We start from the raw sequence: 23,422 nt of genomic DNA, 5'->3' as shown, positions 1-23,422 counted from the left end.
CGGCCCCGTCCCCGGCTTTCGCAACTACTGGTCCGCCTGCGCCGTCATGGCGGGCTTCTCCCAGGGCGGCGGCGTCGGCCTGACCCTTGCGCAATGGATGATCGAAGGAGAACCCGAGCGAGACGTGACCGGCCTCGACGTCGCCCGCTACGGCAATTGGGTCACCCCGGGCTATACCGTCCCCAAAGTCATTGAATTCTATCAGAAACGCTTCTCGGTCAGCTACCCGAACGAAGAGCGGCCCGCCGCCCGTCCGCACCGGACGACCGCGATGTATGACATTTTTAACGATTTGGGCGCAGTCTGGGGCCACCAGTTCGGGCTGGAGGTGCCCAACTACTTCGCGCAGGGAGATGAGCCCGGTTACGAGACGCCCAGCTTTACCCGCTCCAACGCCTTTGAGGCCACCGGCCGCGAGGTTCGCGCCGTTCGCGAGAGTGTCGGCATCAACGAAATCCAGAACTTCGGCAAATTCCGCGTCACCGGCCCGAAAGCGCGCCACTGGCTTGATCGCGTCATGGCAGGCCGCATCCCGAAGGAAGGCAAACTCGCCCTAAGCCCCATGCTCTCCCCCAAGGGGCGCATCATCGGAGACTTCACCATTTCCTGCTTGGGGCCAGAAAGTTTCGGCTTAACAGCGAGTTACGGCGCACAGTCCATGCACCAGCGCTGGTTCGAGCAACATGCTGAAGAGGGCGTTACCATCGAGAACGTCTCAGACCGCCTCACCGGCTTCCAGCTCGCCGGGCCCAAATCGCGAGAGGTTCTCCAAGCCTGCACCGACGCCGACGTGGCCGCACTTCCCTTCCTCGGGGTGGCGCAAATGGTGGTCGGCCAGGTCGCCTGCACTGTCCAGCGGGTCAGTTTTACCGGCGATCTCGGCTACGAAATATACTGTGATCACATGGACCAGCGCCACCTCTGGCACGTATTGTGGCACGCCGGGCAAACCCACAACATCACCCCCTTCGGCATGCGCGCCATGATGAGCCTGCGTCTCGATCGCTTCTTCGGCTCCTGGCTGCGGGAATTCTCCCCCGATTACACCCCCGCCGAAACCGGCCTCGACCGTTTCATTTCATTCAATAAGACCAGTGACTTCATTGGCAAAGCTCATGCAGCCTCAGAGCGTGCCAACCCACCCGAACGCCAGCTCGTCACCTTCCTCGTCGATGCCGACGACGCAGACGTTCACGGCTACGAGCCTGTCTGGATCAACGGCGAGGTTGTCGGCTTCTGCACCTCTGGCGGTTACTCCCACCACGCGCAGCAGAGTGTCGCCATGGCCCTCATCCCCCGCGCGTTCGCACAGGCGGGTCAGGAGGCGCAGATCGAGATCCTCTCCCAGATGCGCCCTGCAAAGCTCACCACAACCCCGCTCTTCGATCCTGACGGCACAGCCCTGCGCGCTTGAGCCATTTCCCCGCCGGGGGTAACAAGCGCCATGGCACTGCCCATCCTCATCCTCGCCGCCGGAAGCGCAACCCGGATGGCGCCGCGCGACAAGCTTCTGGAGCCGATCCACGGCAAGCCTCTGCTGACCCGCCTGGCCGAAATGGCGTGCAGAGTCAGTGACTTCGTGTTGGTCGCCTTGCCGGGTGACAGGCCTGCACGCTTTGCCGCCATCGAAGATACCGCCGCCCGCCCGCTCACCATCCGGGATGCCGCAGAGGGCATGAACGCCTCGCTCCGTGAAGGCCTTGCCGCCCTGCCCGATGCGCCCGCCTTCATGCTGCTCCTCGCCGACCTCCCCGAACTCACCGAGGACGATCTACGTGCCGTGATAGCAAGCTATGAGGCCCATCCCGAAGCGCTCATCTGGCGCGGCGCCACCGCAGACGGAAAACCGGGCCATCCGGTCATCTTCGCCTCGCAGCTCTACGAGAAAATTGAACATCTTCAGGGCGATGATGGCGCAAAATCCGTGGTCGCCTCAGCCAAAGGCCGCGTACACCTCACCCTTCTCCCCGGCCAGCGCGCCCGGCTCGACCTCGACACACCGGAAGCCTGGGACGCCTGGAGAGCGGCGACGAAGACGCCCAGGTGAGTGAGCAATCCGCTCGCCTTCAGTGGAACAGGGCCGCAACTTCTCGCTTTTTCAGGGACATACGCGCTGTGACGATCGCGTTGGCGTCCTCCCGCAGCTCCGGGAAGATCTCGAAGATCTCATCGCGCTGCGCATCCTCCATCTCGCCCAGCACATGAGCGCCGGGTTGATAGCTCTCGGTCCATGCCCCTTCGGCCATCACGATCTCATGGGCATCGAACATGATGTGGATGTAGACGACCTCCTCAACCGAGACCTGCTCGATCCCCGGCAGCCCGACTAGGTGGACTGCGGATACCAGCACCTCGTGCTCGCCAAAGAGCATCTCTGCCCGCGCATCCGTGATCAGCATCTTGTGCTGCGGGCTTACCATGATGTCCCGTTCCGGCAGATCATAGCCAAGCGCCCCGGCCTTGATACGCACTGGCATCAGCCGGGGGTTGGCCGCAAGATGATGGTGGTTCAACAGCCGCTGCCCCACCCATTGCAGCCGCTTAACCCCATGGTCGCGGGTCAACACCCGGTCTCCGGGGCCCAGCGTTTCAACCGCGCGCGGCCCCTCGGGCGTTGCGATCATGGTGCCCGGCGTGAAGCACGGGATGAAGTTGACCGTCTCGATCTCGGAGAAGGTCATGGTGCCGGTGATGTTGCCGGAACCATCGAGGAATTCGACCGTGCCGCTTTCGGGATCGCCCTCGTCGTAGATCACCCGGGCGGGGCCGGAACCGGTGAGATCGAGCGTGTCGAAGTCCGAGCCGCCCTCGCCGCCCTGCACGTGGTCGCCGATCCCGCCGGTAAGTGTATCTTCGTCGTCGCCGCCAAAGAGCGTATCGACCCCGTCGCCTCCGATCAGCACGTCGTTGCCGGCACCGCCATCGGCGGTGAAGCCAGAGGTGTCGGCGCTGCCGTCGATCACATCGTCGCCCGCGCCGGTCTCGATCACCTCGATCTCGGAGAAGGTGGCGGTGTCGGTGCCATCGCTGATCGTGCCAGCCTCGTCACCGGTGAAGGTGACGGTGGCATCGCCGGTAAGCGCGGTGGCGTCGAGCGTGTCGCCAGTCGTTTCACCCGCCTCGCCGCCGACAATTTCATCGGCGCCGAAGCCGTCTTCGAGCACAACCGTATCGTCACCCGCGCCGGCGTCGATCTCGTCGGCTCCTGCGCCGCCATAGATGGTGTCATCCCCCGCGCCCGCTTCGATGATATCATCATCGGCGGCTTCGCCGGGCAGAATCGCATCGCCCGCGTCGACCATGTCGCCATGGGGATCATCGGCGTAGGACGCATCGATCACGTCGTCGCCCGAGGTGCCAGATACAATGCCATCGCCCGGAATGCCCGCCGCGATGAGCCACATCGGATCGGAGGCATCGGTGGCGCTGACGCCCACGAGGGTTAGGCTCTCACCGTTGGGGAAGGTCAGGACTGCGGAGCCGAAGCCATCATCGGTCACGGTGACATCATGGACGGACACCGGGTCACCGCCCGCGTCGGTCATGCCGCTGACGTCGATCTGGTCGGCACCGGCAAAGGTGCCGTCGCCGTTGGCCGTTGGCGCCTCGAAGTCGAAGACGGTATCGGCTCCGTGGCCATCGCCCATCACCACGGTATCCACCGCGCCATCGGCAGCGCCCAGGGCCACGGTATCGTCGCCCGCGCCCATGTCGACGGTGTCGGCCCCTGCCCCGGTTTCGATGTAGTCGCCACCACTTGAGCCGGTGACGTTGTCATTGCCCGCACCGAGCGTGACGGTTTCGATCTCGGCAAAACTGGCGGTATCGGTGCCGTCACTGATCGTGCCGCTCTCGGGGTCGGAGAAGGTGACGGTGAGGTCATCGGTGAGGGCGGTGGCGTCAATCGTGTCGCCCACAAACTCACCGGTTTCGCCGCCGGTGATGGTGTCATTTCCGAAGTCGTTCTCGAGGATGAAACTGTCGTCCCCTGCCCCGCCGGTCATCACATCATCGCCGGTGCCTCCGCTGATCTCGTCAGCACCATCCCCGCCGTCGATGGTGTCGTCATCCGTGCCGCCATCGAGCGTGTCATCACCGCCATAGCCGAAGATCACGTCGTCGCCCCCGCCGCCGTCCACCACGTCATCGCCCTGATCGACATCCGGGATCGTGGTGAAGTGCACGTCGGTGTAGAGGATGAGCTGGCCGCCGTTGCCCGCGTTCTCGTAGATGATGACAACCTGCGCAACCGGCCCGTCAATGGTGATAAGGGCCGAGTTGGATTGCGCCGAGGCCGGGCCGCTGCCGACACCATCGATGGTGTCTTCGTCCCACATCACATCGTCGCCATCGAGTTGGAAGGTGACAGGCACCTCGTTGCCCTCGGCGTCATAAGCAACGACAGTGATCCGGTCATCCCAGCTTGAATCGTCGATGTCACTGATGCGGAACTGAACGTCCTGCACCTCGTCTGTCATGCCCGAGCCGGGAACGGCAGCAAAGTCGATGATGGTGGTCGCCGTGCCCTGTGGGGTGCTTCCGCCACCATTGCCCGAGCCGCGGATGATGATACCAGAGTTCGGATCAAAGCTTTCGCCGCTGTCGGTCCACTGGGTGGAAGTGGAAACCTGCGCCGAGGTCATCAGCCCGTCGTCGATCACCTGGACAGACACGTTCATCGTGCCGGTGTTCTGGGTGAATCCGCCGGAGATATCGGTGGCATTCCCACCCTGGTCGGTCCAATCCAGCACCTCGTCGCTGGCGGTGACCGTATCAGGGTTGTCGGCATGGATCGTATCAGCCCCGTCGCCGCCGCTGATCGTATCGCTGCCGCCGCCGGCATAGATCGTGTCGGCGCCAGCGCCGCCGTCAATAATATCGGCGCTTTCAGAGGCTTGCACGGTGTCGTTGCCAGCGCCCGCGTTGATGGTGTTGCCCGTCGTATCCGTCGTGTCACCGTCGGAATCTTCATAATGGCCGTCGATCACATCATCGCCTGCCGTCCCATCGACGGGGCCGGACGGCTCGGTGTATGCGGGGGCCGAGGTGGCCGAGGCAGTGGTGACCGGGTCCACAAACCAGTTGTCGGGGATGAAATAGACGTTGCCGTCGGACCCAAGGAAATAGGTGCCCGAATCCGTGACATTGTTGTAGTTGAAGCCGTTGCCCGTGTAGGTGCCGGACCATGTCCAGCTTCCGGTCCCCAGCGTTTCGGTCACAACGAAGGTTTCCATCCCGTCAAGGATGGCATCCCCGCTCTCCAGCGTGCCGTTGCCGAGATCTACACGATACCCGATCGCCATTTCTAATCGTCCTACTCGGTTTTGCGGCCCTGCATCTCTCTCGTGCTTTTTCGGGCCGATCCCATTCTGAGCACGCAGCAATGCCTGCCCCCGATTGCGGGATATGACGGAGCAAAACGGCAAAACTTTGAGAAATGCTGAAGATGCGCCGGTCTTTTCGCGGCAGCATTGTGGCGGAGGCGAGGATTTCGCCAAGGTTTTCAACCAGAAAGCGTAACAATCGAGCGGCCTTGTCGCCGCCGGAACGCTCAGGTCTACGTTCGGCGGATCACCCCAAAACGCAGATGTCCGCGTGGCTCACACCACGCGGACAAGCTGCATATGTCCCCTCGGGGATCGCCCGGATCGGCTGCCAACCATGGGCCCTTGCAGGCCCGCCCCATGGCAGCCGGGGCGCGGATCGTCTGGGTGCCCTCCGCAACCTTCTCGGCGGCGTATCGAAGGCAGTGCGCACGGCGGGTGTCAGGCCTCGCCGGGCGCAGGCTTTCTTACTGAACGAGCAGAAGAGCCTCATGCTTTTTCAAGGACTTGCGGGCCGATGTGTATCCATCGCGGCCGGCTTTCTCCTTCAGCTCGGGGAAGATTGCGAGCAACTCTTCGCGCTGCTCTCCGTCGAGCCCTTCCAGGGTGTAGTCCCCCGGCTGGAAGCTTTCGGTCCAGGCACCGTCCGACAGAACCACTTCGTGCTGCTCGAACATGAAGTGGATGTAGGTGACGGACGACACGTCAGCGGCTTCGGCAATCCCCGCGCCATTGACGAGGTGCTTTGCGGCAACCAGCACCTCGCGCTCCTCGAAGTAGAGGGCCGCACGCTCTGAAGCCACCAGCACCCGGTGTTGCGGGCTCACCAGCATGTCACGTTCGGGCAGGCCATTGCCAAGCGCACCCTGGGCAATGCGCACCGGGCGCAAAGCGGGACGTTTCATGAGTTCCACCGTGCTCACATCGGTCCGGCCCAGCCAGCGGATCTGCTGGATGCCGTTGTCGCGGGTGATGACCTTGTCGCCGACCTTCAGTTCTTCGACGGCAACCTCACCACGTGGCGTCGCGATCAGCGTGCCGGGGGTGAAGCAGGGGATGACGTTTTCGATTTCCTCGAAGGTCATCGTGCCGCCATCGTTGAAGTGAACGATGCCGTCCTCTTTGTCCGGCGAGGTGTACTCGATGTAGTCCACATCAGAGCCGGTCAAGTCGAGCGTGTCGAAGTCGTCGCCACCTGCGCCGCCGTCAACATGGTCGCCCGCGTTGCCGCCAAGGAAGGTGTCACGGTCATCGCCGCCGGAAAGCGTATCTTCGCCCTCGCCGCCGATGATGGTGTCGTTGCCAACCCCACCGTACACCTCGTCATCATCGACGCCTGCGTCGATGTAATCGTCGCCCTCGTCGCCGTAGATCAGGTCATCATCGTCCTGGCCGTAGATGGTGTCGTCGCCGGCACCGCCATGGATCACGTCATCACCGTTGTCAGGCCGCAGGTCACCCTCGTCGTCGGGGATGTTCAGCGCATCGGGGAAGACCGGGTTAAGGCCACCGTAGATGATGTCATCGCCGTCGCCACCGTCCAGGTAATCGTTGCCCTCGCCGCCGACGATGATGTCGTCGCCGTCGCCACCGAGCACGGTGTCATCGTCGAAACCTGCCTCGATGTTGTCATTGCCGGCTCCGCCTTCGATGTAGTCGTCATCATCGCCGGTGATGATGGTGTCATTGCCAGCGCCGCCGTAAACAATGTCCTTGTCGTCGTTCGGGTCTGCGTCGGCCGGGAAGATACCCGGATAACCTTGGTCGGGGCTGCCGGAAATGCCGGGGATGTACTCACCGACATTGCCCGAGGTGTCGATGAAGTCGTCGCCGTCGCCACCATGGACTTCGTCGGACCCGTCGCCACCGTAAAGCTCGTCGTCTCCGCCGTTGCCTTCGATATAGTCGTCACCAGCGTCACCGTAGATCACATCGGCGCCCTCGGCGCCGGTTCCCTCACCAGGCACGATCGTATCGAAATAGATATCGGTAACGTTGACGCCGCTGTTCGTGTGCCCGTCCTGAACATGTGTGATGACGATCGTCGCCACCGGGCCCTCGATCGAGACCAGCGCGGAATAGGTTGGCGAAGTGTCAGAGTCGCCGCCGCCGTTCGACACGGCGGTTTCGTAGCCGGCCACTCCATCGTTGTCGTAAAGTGAAACGCCGCTGCCTGCGGTCATGTTCACCGGCACTTCGTTGCCGTCGGAATCGTAGGCGGTAATGATCACCGTGCTGTCGTAGTCGATATCATTCACCCGGAACGAAACGTTCTCGGCGTCCTTCTCGAAGTCCAGCGTGTAGGTCTGGCTATCACCCTCGTGGTCCAGCTCGCTCTCGAGCGAAGAGTTGGGGTTGGCGCCGGGCAGCTCGCCGGTGTCGATCGAGTGCACCTTCTGCTGATCGGTCGAGAAACGGTTGTCGTAGGAGGTGTCCAGCGTCAGCGTCACCGAGTTCTCGCCGGTGTCCTGGGTCTGGCTGGTGATCTTCTCGCCGTCCTGGAGCGAGTTGCCGTACTTGTCATCCAGTTCCGACCACTTGAAGACTTCCTGGGTCGAGCTCCCTTCGCCGGGCCCATTGCCGTATGAGCCGCCATCGTCACCGATGAGCACGTCGTTCCCGGCGCCACCTTCGATGTGATCGGCCCCGCCGTTGCCATACACCTCGTCGTCGCCCTCGCCGGCCAGAACGGTGTCATCCCCGTCCCCGGCCAAGACGATATCGTCGTTGGAGCCGACGTTGCCGATCAGCGCGTCGTTGTTGTCGATCATGTCGCCTTCGGGATCGCCCGTGTAGGCCACGTCAATCAGGTCGTCGCCGCCGGTACCTTCCACGATTCCGTCGCCTTCGGGGGCCGGGAGCGTGTAAGACACGTTGTCGATAGCGCCGGAGCCGTAGAGAACGACCTCCACCTTCCCCACGCCCTCGATGTTGCCGAAATCGAGGTTGCACTGGCCGTTGTCATGGGTCGTCACATATTGCGAGCCCATGTAGTTGCCATCAGCGTCGTAGAACTTGACCTTGGCGCCCTCTTCCACGTCGAGAAGGGTCAGCGAATGAAAGGTCACTTCCTCGTCGAAGTCGAACACGAGCTTGCCACCGCAAACTTCGTCATCAGGGTCGTTCGAGTCGCCATCTTCCGAAATGATGAGCACATTGCCCAGGTTCGAGGTCGCCAGATCCCAGTCACCGCCCGTGGGATTGGACGTGTCGAAAATCATCGCCGGGCTCTTGTAGTAGTTCACCTTGCCGTCGACGACGGAAGAGATCGTTACGCCCTGCGCCGAATACTCGTCATCAACGACGGTGCCCGCACTTTCGCCTTCAAAGTCCAAAGTTACCTTGGTCATCACATCTTCCCCTGCAGTCTCGCGGATGCGGCCAGCAGCGACTCCGCGCGTTTCATCTCGAGTTCGGCCTCTCCAGCGAGACCGAGTTGAACACTCTGGGTCGGAAGCAGTAGGGCACCTTCAATCTGCGCCACCTCTGGGTTGAGCTTTGCTCGCACTGCCATGTCCATCGTCATTCAAACGTTCCTTACCTTCACCCGATCGAGCGGCGTTCCCGGCCAATAGCGGTTCCGCACGACGTGCACTCACAAGCCAACAGGGGAACGGTGACCGAAACGCGAGTGAGCGCTCCGGCCTGGCTGAAGGAAACGTTCAGCCTGGCATGGCCTGCGGTCTCCGCACCTATCGTGTTCGGCTGTCATCTCAGGGACAGCGACACGCACCGATCCCGCAGAATGATCTCTGCGTCGTCGAGCGGCCGCCCCCGCAGCCAGCAAACTTCGCCCCCCAGTTGGGCACCCCCCGTATAGCTTCCACCCCCGCCGGGCCGGAAGTGAAAAGTGGCGCGATTGGGGCAGAACCATGCCGCTCCGCGCCAAGCTTGCCTCGTTTTAACCATGTTTCGGTGCCGCAGCTCACCGTGTGACCAACGCGAGAACTTGGCCGGGGATTGATCCAAAATGGCCGAAAACTTTATTTTATTTCAGAGCTTTATTGGTAGGGTCGGCGACCATCCGCCCGCTGCAGCGCGGCAAACAAACCCCGGACTTGACCCCGTATTGTTTTACTTTTTGCAACGGTTAACCGACCCGATGACTTTTTCGGGTGCGCGCCGTTGGCGCAGATTACGGCAAGACTGTGACGCTGGGTAATGTTCGTGATTTTGCATCAATGCCCGACCGTACGCGCGATTGATGGCTCAGCCCCGCAAAATTTCCTCGAATCGATTCCGACTTCGCCGTTGGCGCGATCTACGCTCAGCCCTGCAACCCACTGGCGAGTTACGGGTTTCTCGCTCCCAATCACCCGGCTCGCAAGCGCACACCCACGTTTTCAAAAAGCAAAATCTCTCGTCAGTAGAGGGACCGGAACTCTCGAATCTCTTCTGCCAGGCCCTTTGAATCCTGTTCAAAGGGATGAGTATGCACCTGCCACCAAGAGGTCGCTCCGACAAGGGCAGCGTGAGCAGAAAGAAAAGGCCAAACTGCGCGCTTATCGTCAGAGAAGCCGCGACACCCATGCCGGCACGGTTCAACCCCGGATCGCTCACGATCTACCCACCCACAACCCAGACTTGTCACTCGGGCAAGAACAGTGTTTGCTGCAATGCAGCGCGACGGGGCAAACTTCTTCTCCAGGAAGTCGCGGAAGGTGCACGTAAAGTGCATCTCAATGTGTGCGGCTCCTTCAAGTGGTGAAGGTCGAGAAGTGCAAGGTGATGAGATGAAACTGCTTTTCCTTGGCATCAATTACGATCCCGAGATCATCTCCACCGCAGTCTATTCCTCCGGCTTGTGCGACTACTTGGCAAACCATGGTGTCCAGACAAAGGTCGTGACAGCAAAGCCTTACTACCCACAGTGGCGGATACTCGAAGGATGGCGTGGCCCGTTCTGGAAACGGCGGAAAGCTGCCTCCGGCGCGGATGTGGTGCACTGCCCGCTCTACGTGCCGCGCAAGCCCACCGGGGCTAAGCGCATCCTTCACCACGCCAGCTTCGCGCTGACTGCCGCGCCAGTGACGCTTTGGCGGGCCCTGATCTGGAGGCCAAACGTTGTTTTCGTAGTTGGTCCTTCACTTCTCGCGGCCCCCGTGGGTTGGCTGGCCGCTCGGATCGGCGGGGCCAAGGCATGGCTTCACATCCAGGACTTTGAGGTCGAGGCGGCCTTCGCCACCGGCCTCATCAAGGAAGAGAGCCGCACCGGGCGCGCTGCGAAGGCTTTCGAGCGCTGGGTGCTAAGGCGGTTTGACAAGGTGAGCTCCATCTCGCGGCCGATGCTCGACAAACTGCGGCACAAGCAGGTCCCCGAGGAGCGCATCTACGAACTCCGGAACTGGGCCAACTTGGAGAAGGTCACACCGATCGAGGGTGTCTCGCCAATGAAAGCTGAACTGGGGATCGCAACCCCCTACGTCGCGCTCTATTCGGGCAACCTCGCAAACAAGCAAGGCCTGGAAGTGCTACCCGAGATGGCGCGATATCTTGCACATCGTGATGATGTCACGCTGTTGATCTGCGGTGATGGCCCGATGCGGGAGAATCTGACGGCCATGGCCGAGGGGCTGAAGAGCATACATTTCTTGCCGCTCCAGCCACTCGAGAAACTCAGCGAGCTTTTGGGAGTCGCCGACGTTCATCTGCTCCCCCAGATCGCCGGGGCTGCCGACTTGATGCTGCCGTCCAAGCTGACGAACATGCTCGCCTCCGGCCGTCCGGTGCTGGCAACGGCGCACCATGGCACGGCGCTTGGTGACGAGATCGAGGGTGCGGGTGTGCTCACGCCCCCGGGTGACGGGAAGGCCGCTGCAGCAGCGTTGGAAGCGCTCCTCGACGACCCCACCCGCCGCGCCGAGCTTGGCAAAACGGCACGTCGCCGCGCACTGGAGCGCTGGGACATGGACGCCATCCTCCGAAACCTGCATATCGAATTTGAAGAGCTGACCGGTCGACAGGCGGCCCCTGTGAGTGCTGAGTGACGGAGGCCTGAAGCATGAAGAAAGCCCTCATCACGGGGATCACGGGCCAGGACGGCTCCTATCTGGCCGAGTTTCTGCTCGATAAGGGCTACGAGGTGCACGGCATCAAGCGCCGGGCCTCGCTGTTCAACACCCAGCGGGTCGATCACATCTACCAAGACCCCCATGTCGAGCACCAGCGGCTGAAGCTGCACTATGGTGACCTGACAGACACCTCCAACCTCACCCGACTGCTGGCCGATATCCAACCCGACGAGGTCTACAACCTCGGGGCTCAAAGCCACGTGGCGGTAAGCTTCGAGGCACCCGAATATACTGCCGATGTGGACGCCATGGGCACACTGCGCCTGCTCGAGGCGATCCGCTTCCTGGGGCTGGAACAGAAGACCCGCTTCTACCAGGCCTCTACATCCGAGCTCTACGGGCTGGTGCAGGAAACGCCGCAGCGCGAAACCACGCCCTTCTACCCCCGCTCGCCCTATGCCGTCGCCAAGCTCTATGCCTACTGGATCACGGTGAACTACCGCGAAAGCTACGGGATGTACGCCTGCAACGGCATTCTCTTCAACCACGAGAGCCCGCGGCGGGGCGAAACCTTCGTGACCCGCAAGATAACCCGCGGCCTGGCCAACATCGCCATGGGGCTGGAGCCCTGCCTCTACATGGGCAACATCGACGCCCTGCGCGACTGGGGCCATGCGAAGGACTACGTGCGGATGCAGTGGATGATGCTGCAACAGGAGGCAGCGGAAGATTTCGTGATCGCCACCGGCAGGCAGTACTCGGTGCGCGAGTTCATCAAGTGGACGGCTGCAGAGCTGTCGATGGAGCTGGAGTTTTCGGGTGAAGGCGCCGAAGAGACGGCGCGCGTGGCGAAGGTCGACAACAACATGGCCCCGGCGGTGAAACCCGGCGACGTGGTGATGCGCATCGACCCGCGCTACTTCCGCCCGGCGGAGGTGGAAACCCTGCTGGGCGCCCCCGAGAAGGCAAAGGAAAGGCTGGGCTGGGAACCGGAGATCACCGCGCAGGAGATGTGCGCGGAGATGGTCGAACACGACCTGAAAGCGGCCCGCCGCACTGCGCTGCTGAAAGAGCACGGGTTAGAAGTGCCGGTGAGCCTGGAAGGTTAGGGCTTAGGTCATGGAGCAAAAGTGTCAGAGCCTCTCCGAGTTCCAAGTGCCACCTGGCTTCCGAGGGCGCTCCGCGCTGGTTGTGCAGCTCTGGTGGATCGTTCAGGCCACGCTCATCCGCCTGTCACCGCAGCCGCTCTATGGCTGGCGCGCTTTCTGGTGGCGCGCATTCGGGGCACGTGTTGGAAAAGGCGTCAAGATCAGACCCTCAGCGCGTGTCACCTACCCCTGGAAGGTGACAATCGGCGACCATTGCTGGATCGGCGACCGGGCCGAGCTCTATAGCCTCGAAACCATCAAGATCGGCTCCGATGTCTGCATCTCGCAAGACGCATACATCTGCACCGGCTCCCATGACATGACGCGCCGCGACTTCGCCTACGACTGCCACCCTGTCCTGTTTGAAGACCAGTGCTGGATTGCGGCGGGAGCATTCGTAGGGCCGGGTGTCACCGTGGGAGAGGGGGCTGTTCTGGCTGCACGTTCCGTGGCCATGCGCTCGCTTGACGCGCATCAGGTCCACGTCGGGCAACCGGCACGCGCGATTGGTGCGAGAGGCTGCACATGGCCCAACCAATAACTTGCAAGGCTGCGAGAATCCGCATTCGGGCGCCGATCATTCTTGCTACGACTAATGATACCTGCGTTCATCGAATAAGGCTAATGCACGGCCTTACTTCAATCTCAAACAGTAGATATTAACCACAGACTGCCATGGAAGCTTTTCTGGTCCCCACGACGGTTATTCTACTCTACTCTTCGTATAACATCTTGCGGGGAAATATACTACTGGCACCGGTTGCCTACGTCGCGGCCTGCACGCTGCTTTCTTACATGGCATGGGTAGGATTGTTTTCTACGCCTTTCTATAGAAATTGGTCAAATAGGGGCGCAGCAGTTCATGGCAGTAGCAACTTTCAGTACTTCCTGGTGATCTTGACCCTGTATACAAGCACCTATTTATTAGTCTCCACCAGATCCGCACGTCGTGGCAAAATATTAAGTGATGTAGGAGAACTTATTCCACGAATTGCTCAACAAGTGCCCGAGAAAGCAGTCCGGCTGGCGACCGTTTGCCTGGTTTTGTTGACCGCACTGTATTTTATAGTCGCTGACTTCGGTATCATCTGGATGAATAATAGATACCTCGCAATCGGTACGCCGCTTGACCATGGCGTCTCAGGCGGATTCGCTGCTTTCATTATCCAGATGATCGGGCCAGTCTCGATCTTCAGCTGGGCTCTCCTACCATTTGCTGTGGCGAAGAGAATGGCCGTAACTGCCCTCATTCTAGGGGTTTCGTGCTTTGTGCTGCTATCAATTCAACTTGCCGGCCATTCAAGGTATTCAGCTGTTCTAGTCGGAGTATGCGGGCTAATGGCCATTTTTCAATCACGAAGGTCTCTAAGGGCCTTTGGAATCCTGTGTTTGCTACTTTTTCCGTTGAACCTGGCCCACTCACTGATAGGGCGCGGCGGGGATGTCCATGGCCTAGTGACTTTGCCAACCTACCTGAGCACGCTCAAAAGCATGTCACAGCTCAGCCCAAATGAGTTGTTCGGGAGCTTCTTCGAAGGTGTTTTCGTTCAGGGTGAAGTTTTTTACTACACCGGGTATGAGTTTCCTGAAATATACGAGACCCTTTCTTTTTCTCCCCTGCCTAGCTTTATTGATGGGTTCGCTCAAAATGCAAGACACTACAAGGTTGGGTTTCGATCATATGTACCTATGGGCGCAACAGGAGAGGCGTATTTATTTGGCGATTTTTTTCTAGTTTTCTATTATCTAGTAACCTGTGGCTGCTATGCAGTCATGCTACGCTCCGCAAGGGGAAAGCCCAGGATTTCTACAATATTCTCACTGGCAATCCTGATGTTGGGCGTCTATTTGCAATTCTCTTACCCTATTCGAAGTGTTCTTCGATTCTTTCTCCTTGCGGCCATTCTATCCTACATTGCACCTTTTCTTGGCCTGATACTGAAAGCCGGGTTCGGTCGGGGAAACGGAAAGAGAACTCAGCTCCCATGACCAAACCCCACTTCATCGTGATTGGTGCGCAGAAATCGGCGTCGACTTTCGTTCAGAACTGCCTGGGAGATCACCCGGAGATTTACTTGCCGCACGGGGAGATTCCGTATTTCGAGTCTCCTGATTATGAGGAGGCCGCTGAACCGCCATGGAGTAAACTATTCGCCGGGCGCACAGAGAAAATACTGGGCTTCAAGCGACCGAACTATATTGGGAAGCCGGAGGTGCCTCCTCGAATTACGGCCGACCTCCCGGAGATCAGGCTCATCGCCGTTCTCCGAAATCCGATTGATCGGATCATCGCGGCCTACTTCCACCAGATCAAGTATGGCACGCTGCCGGCTGTTCCGCTGGAGGAGGGCCTTCCTGAAATCCTGGATGGGGGCCCGCTGGCAAGCCGCTATCCTCGTGCGCGTGAACTGGTTGAGTTCGGTCTATATGCGAAGCACCTGAAGACGTACGAGAGTTTCATGGCCGACGGGCGGCTGAAGATCCTGCTGCACGAAGACATCGCGAGAGAACCGGGCGCGCAGATTCGGCAGTGCTATTCCTTTTTGGGCGCGGATGACAGCTTTTCTCCGTCAACGCTTCACTCCCGACCGCAAAAGGTGGCTTACTCGATCCCCAGACTGAAGTTTTTAGGTCTGCGCAACCGCTTCCTGCATGGCTACAACCACGATAAGACACGCGTTTGGCGCAAAAGAATGAACGCGGTGGAATGGTCTTTGGTCGCGGCGATTACGGGTTTCGACAGGATTTTCCTCTCGCTGATCGGCACCCGCAAGCCAGCGCCCTCTCCAGAGCTCCACCGGCGCCTGGTGGACATATACAAAGATGATATCGCGGCGCTCGAAACCATGATCGTGCGCGACCTTTCCCACTGGCTGCACGCCCCGAAGGATGCGCCTTCGATTAGGCCGAGTAATTAAGGAACGCGCCCCATTGTCCAACAAGCCCGAACCATCGCAGCGGATCGCCTTCGTCTGGGAGAATTTCGGACCGATGCATGCGGATCGGGTCGATGCCGTTGCGCGGGCCTTTCCTGATCATGCGGTGCATGGCGTTCAGTTCTACGAAAAGTCCGAGACCTACTCCTGGGAGGGCGAAGGGCGGGAGAGTTTCCAGACGCACACGTTGTTTCAGGCGGAAGAAAGGCGCAGCGCTTTCCGGCGGCTCCGGGGGCTGATGCGCGCCCGTGCGCGGATCGGGCGGGCGACGTGGTTCTTGTGCCATTACGAGTTGCCCGAGGTCCTGCTCTTTGCCTTCTGGCTGCGGCTGACCGGGGCGCGGGTTTACACCATGGGGTGCTCGAAATTCGACGACGTGCCGCGCCGCGCCTTTCGGGAGGCGCTCAAGACGCTGTTTTACCTGCCCTATCACGGTGCAATCGGCTCACAGACACGGTCGATTGATTACTATCGGTTCCTCGGTTTCCGGGAGGCGCGACTGGCCGCGCCCTACAACACGCTATCGGTCGAGCGAATGCGCGCGCAGGCCGGTGTCACCTCGGTGCATGAGGCCGATATCCCCTATGACGACCGCCGCTGGATCGTGGTTGCCCGGCTGGTGGAAAAGAAGAACCTGCCGATGGTGCTGGACGCCTATGCCGCCTACCGCACGGCGGGTGGCCGTCGCGGGCTCGACATCCTCGGAGACGGGCCGCTTGAGGCCGAACTGAAGCAGCAGGCGGACGCGCTGGGGCTTTCTGATTTGGAGTTTCTGGGGTTCCGCCAGACGGCCGAAATCTCCCGCCGCCTGAGCCGGGCGCAGGCGTTGATTCTCCCCAGCACCGAAGAGCAGTTCGGCAATGTGGTCATCGAAGCGCAGGCGCTCGGGCTGCCGGTGTTGGTGTCAGATGCTTGCGGCGCCCGGGAAAGCCTCGTGCGCAACTGGCAGAACGGCTTTGTCTTCGAGCCTGACAATCCGCGCGGCCTCGCCCGCTTCATGGCTTTGCTCGACACGGACGAACCGCTTTGGCGGGAGTTGGCCGACGGAGCCTCGAAGATGGCGCCCGCCGGAGATGTTAGCGCCTTTGCCGCCGCGGTTGCTGCCCTGATGAAGTGACTGCGCCTCAGGCCAGGGCCTCGCAAAGGGCCTTGATCTCGTCGTCGCTCCGGCGCCGCACAGCCAAGCCCTGAGTGCGGGCACGCTGCTTGGTCGCTCCCAAGTGCACCGGGTTTTGCGCATAGTCCGCTACGATGGGCAGCGCCTCATCGACAAAGCGCGCACCACTGGGGATGACATGGGCGCCGTCGAACTCTGTGAATGACGCGATGCAGCCACGATCGTAGGAAATGACAGGTCGCCCGGCGAGCAGCGCTTCGATGAGCACAATGGGATAGGTCTCCGACTTGTAGCGCGTCGGGAACACGAAACAATCGATCTGGTCGAAAAACCTGGCTTTGTCGGCACCATAGACCGGCCCAATCGCGCGCAGCCGCCCACCGGTCCTCTTGCAGGCCACGTCGATGGCAGCCGATACCTCCTCGGACATTGCAGGCCCTGCCACGATTGCCTCCACGTCCAGCCCCCGTTCGAGGCACGCGTCGACCAGCTCCAGGAACAGACCGATCCCCTTCTCGAACGTGATGTTCGACATGAAACCTAGGGTCAGGGCCCGGGGGGGTTCATCTTTCGGCGTCGGCGCGGCCAGTGGCTCCGGCCCGGCTGGCACCGGATTGGTGCAAACCATCGCGTCGAAAGGATGCGGGTACTTCTCCCGAAAGGCGGTCACCATGCAGCTGCACAGGAAGACATGGCGCGCCTTTGGCCCTGCCACCCTCACAAGGGTCTTCATGATCCAGGTTGGCTGGTCGATATACCGGTAAGAGTGGTGGTGCAGCGTGACATGACATTTCCGCAAGCGCGCCGCGAGAACCAGCATGATGTTGAAGAGCCCGCCCAAGCCATCATCGACGGAGCTGTAAAAAACCCGTCTTTCCGGCAGGCGGCCCAACAAGATGCCCGGCATACCCAGCAGAACCGAGGCCGCCTTGTTCAAGAGAGCCGGAGCTTTTTGCCCGAAGACCGGTCTGTGAAAATCAACCTTGACGGCCACATGCGCCCGAAGCTTTTCGAAGACCGCGGCGTTTACGACGGCCATGCCATGGACTGGCGGCGGCAGGGCGCCGCAGAAGACGATATGGGCACTGCTGGTTTCTGAAACGTCAGGCATCGCGCTCCCCGTCGCCCCCTCGTGGAGCATCGCATCGGCCCCGAGCAAGCCTGGGGCAGCTCGCGTCAAACGCCTTCAGAACCATGGTTCTACATCTCTGAGGTGAACTTGCAAGCAAGCCCCGACCCCTCCGCTACCGCAGGAGCGAACGGTGCTCCAACACAGGTTTAGGACCCATGCGCTAGAGCTTTCCCTTACGCCCCGATGGCGTACACGACGATCCAACCAGCCACGGAGACGACATATGTTCGACCCTTTCAAGAACCGCCAGGCAGACCTCAACGGTCCGGCGCGGGATATGCTGCCCGTTACCCCGAATGACGGCACCGACCTGCCGGCGGTTGCCGTCGCACTTTTTGTTGAATCCGGCGGGGCCGTCAGCTTTGTGTCCCAAGCGGGAGAAACGCGCAGCGTGACGCTGGGAGATTTCAGCCTGCTGCCGGTCGGCGTGCGCCGGGTCCGGGCAACCGGAACAGACGCTTCGGGCATTCACGCCCTGATGTTGGGCTGAAGAATGATTGGGCTGGGCAAAGGGTTTACCGACCTTGGGGTGCAGTATGTGTCCCGAAGCGCGCAGGTGCTCTTCGAGACGACAGACCTCGGAGGGCCGAACTGGACGCATCTGAACGGGGTGTTCTCCGATTCAACCAACATCGCCGCAGCCGCAAGCACCGGCGCGGCGGCCTTCTTTCGCTTCTACCACGGAGACCTTGCCGACAACGTCACGCTCAAGGCCATGATCGAGGTGGCGGATGAAAATACCGGTTGGGTGTATTTCCATATCCGCAACCAGTCGTCGGCGGATTACACGGCCTATGTGAACCTCGTCACAGGCGCGCTTGGCGCTGTGGGCGGGGCGGGAAGCTGGACTGTTTCGGCGCTCTCAGGCGGGTATTGGCGGGTGGAGTGCGAATACCCCTCCGGCTCGGGCAGCGGCTCGGGGGCGTTTGTCCAGGTTCAACTCGCGAACGGCGATGGGCTGCGGAGCGTGAGCGGCGGCGATGCGATCCGCGTGCGGCGACTCCGGCTCAGTTGATTTCAGGAGCCTCCGGCCCCCCTGCCCCCTCGGGTCGGCCGTCCGCGTGGCACGAGCTGCACAAGCTTTTTCAGAAGGTCGCGGTTGAAGAGCGCATTCAGCAGAACGTAAACCAGCAGCGCCGCCGCGGTTTCTGCCGCGGCCGCCAAAGCGCTCTGTGAGGCAAGGTGCCGGTCTGGCGCCAGCCAGAACAGTCCCACGAGAACCAGCAAGAACGGCCCGAAGCACCGCAGCCCGAATGTTATCAGCCGCCGCTGCCCCCCTCCGATCAAACGGATTGCGGCCTCGAACGTGACAAGCCCGGAGACCGCCCGCTGCACGCCCACAGCCACTGCCGCGCCCACAAGCCCGGCAAGCCAAGCCCCGAGTGCTGCGGACGACAGCAGAAGCAGCACATCCAGCACGAGATAAACAAGCCGGCGGGCCCAGGCGCCGTCAGATTCCATCATCGTGCCACCGATGTTTGCCATCAGCCGAAGCGGCAGGCTGGTTGCAAACGCCAGCACGACGACAATGCAGCCATCCCACTTACCGCCCCAGATCGCATGCACCAGCACCGGCGAGAAACCTACGAGCCCGATGCAGATAACCCCGCACAAAATGGCGATCGCTCCGGCCGACTGGTAAATCTGCCGACGCAGCTCTGCACGGTCATTCCTGATCTTGGAGAACACTGGGAGCAGCGTCCGGTTTATTCCGACCGCCAGCATGACCGTCACGTTGGCGACAAGGGAAAACCCGAAGTAGTAATACCCCAGCTCGCGCGGATCGAGCAGAAGCCCGAGCGCAAAATAGTCGCCGCGTTGGGCGATGGTGAAGAGCAGCGCAGAGGCGATGACCCAGCGAAGCCGCCCCGCGATCCTGACAAATTGTCGCGCCGAAATGCGCAGGCTCAACGGTATGCCCGGTGCGGCTCGCCGCAACAGCGCCAGCTCGACAAGGCAGGCAATACAGAAAGCCACCGCCATCGTGTAGCCATCCGCCCCCAGGGCCGCGAGGCAGATCAACGCCGGGTAGTAGGTGAGAGATTTCGCGATATCGACGAAGCTGATCGCCCGGAAGCGAAGCTGGATGCTCAGAAGGCTCACGTGCAGCAAAGACACGGCCATCATCGGCACCGTCAGCCCATGAGTTGCAACGATCCAGAACAGCTGGTCCACACCATAGAGCCCTTCGAAGCCCGCTCCGATGGCCAGCAACAGCCCATAGCCGCCAATGGCGAGAATCAGGGCAAAACTGGTATAGGGCCCCACGATCTCGTCAAATTGCTCATGCTCCTGCACCAGCGCCTTGTTGACCCCGGGGTTCTGAAACCCTGAAACGAACATCAGCGCCGTGGATACCAGCGCGAAGACAGCGTAGGTTTCGACCGAAAGCAGGTAGCCAAGTGCGATCTGGCTGACGAGCGACAGCGACTTGGCAAAGGTGAGCGAGACCGCCGTCCAAGCCATCCCCCTCGCCGTCGCACGGCCGCTGCTTTCTGGCGGGCCCGCCTGCGGCGCGCCGTCACCGCTCATGCCGCACCTTGGCGCCTGCCTCGCGGGCAAAACTCAGCGCCCCCCTCACGATGGACCGCTGCCTGCATTTTCCCGGATCTTGATCGCCTGCGTCATGCGACTGCCCTGTTGGATCCCGTTTCCTATTTGATGCCACGTCCGGCGGATGCCCGCCAGTGAATGCTGCGTTGCGGCAGAAAATCGGCGGCGGCGGCTCAGGGCTCTGGCCAGCCCCGCAAGATATGTGCAACCATCGCCTAGGTTGAGGCGAGCGGAATCTGTTCGCCATAAGAATGCAGAGAGTGCGCCGGGCGCAAAACCATTGGGGAAAGCTGATGGCCGAAGCAAAAGCCCTTCACAAGGACATAACGCCGCCCGTTCTCTGGAAAGCGGCGCGCGATCTTCGCGCGGCCTCGCGCCGCCGTGTCGGCGCCCTCTTCGAAGGTGATGATGCTCTGTTCAAGCAGATGGCATCAACCAGCCGCGTCTATTTCGAGTATGGCTGCGGCGCATCCACCAAATGGATGATGGCCAACACGGACAGCGAGATCTACAGCGTCGATACCTCTGGCGAGTGGCTCGATCATGTTCGCACAGAAGCAGGGAACAGCGACCGCCTGCATCTCCACCATACGGACCTCGGCCCCTTGAAAGCATGGGGCACGCCAATCGGCTACAGCCGCTGCGAAAGGTTTTCGGACTATACCGACTGGCCCTGGCAACAGGGCGTCGTGCCCAACCTCATCCTCGTCGATGGGCGCTTTCGAGTCTGTTGTTTTCTGACCTGTCTACGCAATGGCGCACCCGGTACACCGATCATCTTCGATGACTATGGCGGACGACCACATTACGCCTTCGTGGAGCGCTTCGTGAAGCCCGAAAACACCTGTGGGCGTCAGGCGCAGTTTCGCGTGCCCGAGGCTGGAACCTTGGACATAGAGGCTCTGGACACGGCAATCCAAAACTTCAGATTTGTAATGGACTGATGTGCTCTCGCTCGCTGCCACCAAGTGTGACAGACCCAAGCAGTGCGGCCCGGCCATAAGGAGAACTTCATGACCTTCGATCTGAAGGATAAGCGCGTCTGGGTCGCGGGCCACCGTGGCATGGTTGGCGGCGCCGTCGCGCGGCGTCTGCAAGCTGAAGGCTGTGAGATCATCCGCGCTGGCCGCGAGGTCGTCGATCTCGTCGACCAAAGCGCCGTCCACGAGTGGATGGCCGAGTCTCGCCCGGATGCAATCGTGCTGGCCGCCGCGAAGGTCGGGGGCATCCATGCCAACGACACCCGGCCCGTCGACTTTCTCCATGACAACCTGATGATCCAGGCGAACATCATCGACGCCGCCCACGCCTTTGACGTGGCGCGCCTGCTCTTCCTCGGCTCCTCCTGCATCTACCCGAAGTTGGCACCGCAACCGATTTCGGAGGACAGCCTTCTGACCGGGCCGTTGGAGCCGACCAACGAGTGGTATGCCATCGCCAAGATCGCCGGGATCAAGCTCGTCCAGGCGCATCGGAAGCAGCATGGGAGAAAGTGGATTTCGGCGATGCCGACAAACCTCTACGGTCCCGGCGACAACTATGATCTGCAATCGAGCCACGTGCTTCCGGCGCTGCTTCGAAAGTTCCACGAGGCGAAGCAGCGGGGCGATACAGAGGTAGTCGTCTGGGGCTCCGGGAGGCCGCTGAGGGAGTTTCTGCATTGTGACGACCTGGCCGATGCGTTGGTGTTTCTGCTCAAGAACTACGACGACGACGAGCACATCAATGTGGGCTCTGGCGTCGAAGTGTCGATCCGGGACCTGGCGGAGACCATCGCGGAGGTGGTGGGCTACGAGGCGAAGCTGGTCTTCGATAGCAGCAAGCCGGACGGCACGCCGCGCAAGCTGATGGACAGCTCGCGGCTTCATGCGCTTGGCTGGAACAATGTCCGCAGCCTGAAGGACGGGATCCGGTCGACCTACGAGGGCGTGCTTCGGGACGGATTCTGACCGGGGAAGACGAGGCGCTCGCCTGCATGACTGTTTCGAGGCTGTTCCGGGTTCCCCAACCTTCGTGACTCGCAGCCATCACGCAACGGTCAGACCACACATGATGGCGGCAACGCCCCGGTTATTCAGCCGGACCATCGCCTTTCAAAACCGTGGCCGCAGGGCGACGATCTCAGTTCGCGGCAGCGCCGACGGTCGTGCTGATAAGCGACGGGGTAATCTGACGAACCACGCGACCCCAGCGGGTGACCGGTTGTTCGGCAACGAAAATCACGTCGTTGGGGCGCAATTGGAAGCGGGCGGCGAGGGTGAAGTTGGCGGCGTTCCGGCCATCGAGGTGCCAGGCGGTAACCGCGCCGAACTCGCGCGGGTCGGGCGAGGCACGAAGCACGTAGATCTCGCGCACGTTGCCGGTTTCCAGCGGGATGCCCCCTGCCCCCTCGAAGAGCGCATCGGCCAGCGTCGCCTGCTGCTCGAAGGGCAGCGGGAAGCGGGCCTGCTGGCGCACCTCGCCCGTCAGGTAGACGTAGTCGCGGTCAACCGCGCCCAGCTCGGTGCGGGTCAGATAGTTTTGCCGGGCCTCGTCCAGCGCGCTACGGCGAATCGAAATCTCGGTCGAGAGCTCCGAAAGGGCATCGCGCCGTTGCTGGCTACGGAAGCCCGCCAGCGTGATCTGCTGTTCGAAATAGGCCTGGGCCTGGTCCAGCTCGTAGGCCGTATCGACAAACACGCTGTCGCCGTCCACCAGCCGCACGCGCTTGAGGCCCGAGCGCGCATAAAACTCGCGTAACGGGATCTGGTAGAGCGTGCCGTCGCGGTAGATGCGGATCGAGGCATAGTCCTGATCGCGCGCCGTCACGCCGCCGGCGGCAGCGAGCGCCTGGTCGAGGTAGAGCGGCGTCAGCCGGATCGGCGCCACGGCGGGGTTGGACACCGCCCCGCCAATCGAGACCTTCTGCGAGTTGAACTCTGAGATCTCGAGCGAAAACGTGGGGTCAATCTGCGCCTCGACCAGCCGCTGAAACAGCTCGGCCTCGGCCTCTTCCACCGTCATCCCGGCAATGCGCACGCGCCCCACGTTGGGAATGTTGATCGAGCCGTCGTCCTGCACGGTATAGCCCTGCCGGGCGTTCTGCGCAGCCAGAAGGCCGGTCAGCTCTGCCACCGTGTCGCCCACCTGGGGCGTGGCCAGCAGAACCACGTCGCCCACGCCAATGGTATAGGGGCCGGGGCTGGCCGGGGGAGGCAGGCG

Annotated in this window: 18 protein-coding genes; 12 read left to right on the top strand and 6 right to left on the bottom strand. The window is 61.4% G+C overall.

Annotated features, from left to right (window positions below; all coding sequences use genetic code 11):
- Together DYI42_RS18065 and DYI42_RS18060 are read left to right on the top strand one after the other, a co-directional pair.
- A partial coding sequence (locus DYI42_RS18065; protein WP_274608837.1) for a glycine cleavage T C-terminal barrel domain-containing protein occupies positions 1-1,414 on the top strand: 1,414 nt, incomplete at its 5' end.
- Between the two features lie 30 nt (positions 1,415-1,444).
- Positions 1,445-2,047: a nucleotidyltransferase family protein gene (locus tag DYI42_RS18060; RefSeq protein WP_213547761.1), complete on the top strand. Its 603-nt coding sequence runs from the start codon at positions 1,445-1,447 to the stop codon at positions 2,045-2,047.
- 19 nt (positions 2,048-2,066) lie between these two features.
- Here DYI42_RS18060 and DYI42_RS18055 read toward each other — a convergent pair whose 3' ends face one another.
- The 3 genes from DYI42_RS18055 to DYI42_RS18045 all read right to left on the bottom strand — a co-directional run bounded on the left by DYI42_RS18055 (position 2,067) and on the right by DYI42_RS18045 (position 8,850).
- Positions 2,067-5,303, bottom strand: coding sequence for a Hint domain-containing protein (locus DYI42_RS18055; protein WP_213547760.1), 3,237 nt, complete (start codon positions 5,301-5,303; stop codon positions 2,067-2,069).
- 488 nt (positions 5,304-5,791) lie between these two features.
- Entirely contained in the window at positions 5,792-8,674 is a 2,883-nt protein-coding gene (locus DYI42_RS18050) for a Hint domain-containing protein (RefSeq protein ID WP_213547758.1), read from the bottom strand.
- Positions 8,674-8,850, bottom strand: coding sequence for a hypothetical protein (locus DYI42_RS18045; RefSeq protein ID WP_213547756.1), 177 nt, complete (start codon positions 8,848-8,850; stop codon positions 8,674-8,676). Before DYI42_RS18045 ends, DYI42_RS18050 begins: the two co-directional genes overlap by 1 nt.
- A gap of 1,207 nt (positions 8,851-10,057) precedes the next feature.
- Between DYI42_RS18045 and DYI42_RS18040 the strand changes: the two genes are divergently transcribed.
- From DYI42_RS18040 to DYI42_RS18015, 6 genes are all read left to right on the top strand, one after another.
- The gene (locus DYI42_RS18040) at positions 10,058-11,311 is read left to right on the top strand and encodes a WcaI family glycosyltransferase (RefSeq protein WP_213547754.1); all 1,254 of its coding nucleotides are present in this window, start codon (positions 10,058-10,060) and stop codon (positions 11,309-11,311) included.
- 14 nt (positions 11,312-11,325) lie between these two features.
- Positions 11,326-12,444: a GDP-mannose 4,6-dehydratase gene (gmd, locus tag DYI42_RS18035; protein WP_213547752.1), complete on the top strand. Its 1,119-nt coding sequence runs from the start codon at positions 11,326-11,328 to the stop codon at positions 12,442-12,444.
- Between the two features lie 10 nt (positions 12,445-12,454).
- Complete coding sequence (locus DYI42_RS18030) at positions 12,455-13,024, top strand: WcaF family extracellular polysaccharide biosynthesis acetyltransferase (protein WP_213547750.1); 570 nt, start codon at positions 12,455-12,457, stop codon at positions 13,022-13,024.
- 134 nt (positions 13,025-13,158) lie between these two features.
- Positions 13,159-14,472: a hypothetical protein gene (locus DYI42_RS18025; protein WP_213547747.1), complete on the top strand. Its 1,314-nt coding sequence runs from the start codon at positions 13,159-13,161 to the stop codon at positions 14,470-14,472.
- On the top strand, positions 14,469-15,401 hold the full coding sequence (locus tag DYI42_RS18020; RefSeq protein ID WP_213547745.1) for a sulfotransferase domain-containing protein: 933 nt from the start codon (positions 14,469-14,471) through the stop codon (positions 15,399-15,401). Before DYI42_RS18025 ends, DYI42_RS18020 begins: the two co-directional genes overlap by 4 nt.
- 13 nt (positions 15,402-15,414) lie before the next feature.
- Entirely contained in the window at positions 15,415-16,536 is a 1,122-nt protein-coding gene (locus DYI42_RS18015) for a glycosyltransferase family 4 protein (protein WP_213547743.1), read from the top strand.
- A 7-nt stretch (positions 16,537-16,543) separates the two neighbouring features.
- On the opposite strand, the gene DYI42_RS18010 is transcribed toward DYI42_RS18015, so the two are convergent.
- Positions 16,544-17,647, bottom strand: coding sequence for a glycosyltransferase family 4 protein (locus tag DYI42_RS18010; protein WP_213547742.1), 1,104 nt, complete (start codon positions 17,645-17,647; stop codon positions 16,544-16,546).
- Between the two features lie 244 nt (positions 17,648-17,891).
- On the opposite strand from DYI42_RS18010, the gene DYI42_RS18005 reads away from it, so the two are divergent.
- Together DYI42_RS18005 and DYI42_RS18000 are read left to right on the top strand one after the other, a co-directional pair.
- Positions 17,892-18,158 carry a spike base protein, RCAP_Rcc01079 family gene (locus DYI42_RS18005; RefSeq protein ID WP_213547741.1) on the top strand — a complete coding sequence of 89 codons (267 nt, stop codon included), beginning with the start codon at positions 17,892-17,894 and terminating at the stop codon, positions 18,156-18,158.
- A 3-nt stretch (positions 18,159-18,161) separates the two neighbouring features.
- Positions 18,162-18,683, top strand: coding sequence for a phage head spike fiber domain-containing protein (locus DYI42_RS18000; protein WP_213547740.1), 522 nt, complete (start codon positions 18,162-18,164; stop codon positions 18,681-18,683).
- 2 nt (positions 18,684-18,685) lie between these two features.
- Here DYI42_RS18000 and DYI42_RS17995 read toward each other — a convergent pair whose 3' ends face one another.
- Positions 18,686-20,134, bottom strand: coding sequence for an oligosaccharide flippase family protein (locus tag DYI42_RS17995; RefSeq protein ID WP_213547739.1), 1,449 nt, complete (start codon positions 20,132-20,134; stop codon positions 18,686-18,688).
- 380 nt (positions 20,135-20,514) lie between these two features.
- Between DYI42_RS17995 and DYI42_RS17990 the strand changes: the two genes are divergently transcribed.
- A complete protein-coding gene (locus DYI42_RS17990) occupies positions 20,515-21,165 on the top strand; it encodes a hypothetical protein (protein WP_213547738.1) in 651 nt (216 codons plus the stop codon).
- A gap of 69 nt (positions 21,166-21,234) precedes the next feature.
- Complete coding sequence (gene fcl / locus DYI42_RS17985) at positions 21,235-22,170, top strand: GDP-L-fucose synthase (protein ID WP_274608836.1); 936 nt, start codon at positions 21,235-21,237, stop codon at positions 22,168-22,170.
- Between the two features lie 172 nt (positions 22,171-22,342).
- Here the strand turns inward: fcl and DYI42_RS17980 are convergent.
- A partial coding sequence (locus tag DYI42_RS17980; RefSeq protein WP_213547737.1) for a polysaccharide biosynthesis/export family protein occupies positions 22,343-23,422 on the bottom strand: 1,080 nt, incomplete at its 5' end.

Origin of the sequence: Vannielia litorea (assembly GCF_018424695.1) — a bacterium.
Taxonomy (GTDB): Bacteria; Pseudomonadota; Alphaproteobacteria; order Rhodobacterales; family Rhodobacteraceae; genus Vannielia; species Vannielia litorea_A.
Note: the sequence above shows the minus strand (reverse complement) of the source record. Positions and strands in the feature narration are given on the sequence as shown.